This is a genomic window from Bradyrhizobium sp. (assembly GCF_049581145.1).
Classification (GTDB): Bacteria; Pseudomonadota; Alphaproteobacteria; order Rhizobiales; family Xanthobacteraceae; genus Bradyrhizobium.
On record NZ_JBAURI010000867.1, the window covers coordinates 1 to 1,699 of the forward strand.

Annotated in this window: 1 protein-coding gene and 1 pseudogene; both read left to right on the forward strand. The window is 64.0% G+C overall.

Annotation, left to right across the window (positions count from 1 at the left end; translation table 11 throughout):
- Positions 1 to 469: pseudogene (locus WCB02_RS28335) on the forward strand (4Fe-4S dicluster domain-containing protein); the annotation flags it as partial.
- On the forward strand, positions 466 to 1,699 hold a 1,234-nt coding region (gene nrfD, locus WCB02_RS28340; protein WP_423963058.1), incomplete at its 3' end, for an NrfD/PsrC family molybdoenzyme membrane anchor subunit. The pseudogene WCB02_RS28335 and the gene nrfD, both read left to right, overlap by 4 nt.

Genomic DNA, 1,699 nt, shown 5'->3' on the forward strand with positions numbered 1-1,699 from the left:
ACTAAACCTGCAGGTCTACAATCGCTGCGTCGGCACGCGGTTCTGCCAATCAAACTGTCCGTACAAAGTGCGCCGCTTCAACTTCTTCGGATATGCCGACGGCGAGGAATACAAATCGTTCGGCGACGACATCGTCAAAGCGGTGTTCAACCCGGACGTCACGGTGCGCGGCCGCGGCGTCATGGAGAAATGCACTTATTGCGTTCAACGCATCAGCCGGGCGCGACGCGCCGCCGAGAAGGAGCACCGCACCATCCGCGACGGCGAGGTCGTCACCGCCTGCCAGGCCGCCTGCCCGACGCGGGCGATCAGCTTCGGCGATCTGTCCGACGCTAATTCGCGGATCAATGCGCTACGCACGGAGCCGCATGCTTATGCGCTCCTCGGCGATCTCGGCACGCGACCGCGCACTACCTACCTCGCCCGGCTGCAAAATCCCAATCCGGATTTTGGGAGCAAGCAGTCATGAGCGTAGCCGCCATCCGCAGCGAGCCGATGCCGCCCGAGCCGGCGCGCTGGACGCTGCCGCAGGCGCGCAGTCTCGAAGCGGTGAACGCGATCGTCACCGCGCCGCTCTACGAGCGCGGGCAATGGTCATGGCGGGCTTGGTGGATCGGCTTCGCGGTGAGCGGCGCGATGACGGTCGTTTTTCTGGTCGGCGTGACCGTAGTCTTGATGCGCGGCATCGGCGTCTGGGGCGTCAACACCACCGTGGTGTGGGGCACCGCGATCGCCGACTACGTGTGGTGGATCGGTATCGGCAATGCCGGCACGCTGATCTCGGCCATGCTGCTTTTGATGCGGCAGAAATGGCGCGCCGCGACCAACCGGTTCGCCGAGGCGATGACCCTGTTCGCCGCGGCCATCGCCGGGATTTTTCCGATCATCCATCTCGGCAGGCCAATGTATTTTTATTGGCTGACCCCCTATCCCAACACGATGACGGTCTGGCCGCAGTGGCGCAGCGCGCTGATCTGGGATTTCTGGGCGATCACCAGCTATCTCCTGTTCTCGATCATCTTCTGGTACGTCGGCGTCCTGCCCGATCTCGGCACGGCGCGCGATCGCTCGCGAGGCGCCTGGCGGAAGGTCTACGGGGTCTTCGCGCTCGGTTGGCGCGGCTCGGCTCGCCACTGGCGCCATTATCGCCGGCTGCAAATCACGCTCGCCGCGCTCGCAACGCCGCTCGTCTGCTCCGTCCATTCGATCGTCGGGCTCGACTTTGCGGCCAGTCTGATGCCCGGCTGGCGTGAACCGATCTTCCCGCCTTACTTCGTGGTCGGTGCGATGTACTCGGGCTTCGCGATGGTGGTTCTCATCACCATCGCTATTTCGCGCGGACTTGGCCTTCAGGCGCTGATCACGGAACTCCACTTCGACGCGATGGCCAAGATCATGTTGATGGCGGCGATCGTCATGGGGCTGTCCTACGCCAGCGAATGGTTCGCGGCCTGGATAGGCGGCGACGCGTCCGATCGCGACCTCGTCGCCTTCGAATTCACCGGCGCCTACTGGCCGGAATACGCCGGCATGCTGTTCTGCAACGTGCTCGCGCCGCAGGTCCTCTGGTTTCCCCGCGCCAGAGCGAGCCTTGCCGTCCTTATCGCCGTCTCGATCGCGATTCTCGTCGGCATGTGGCTCGAGCGCATCCTGATCATCTGGAACACGCTGTCGCACAGTTTCCTGCCCAGCATGGACC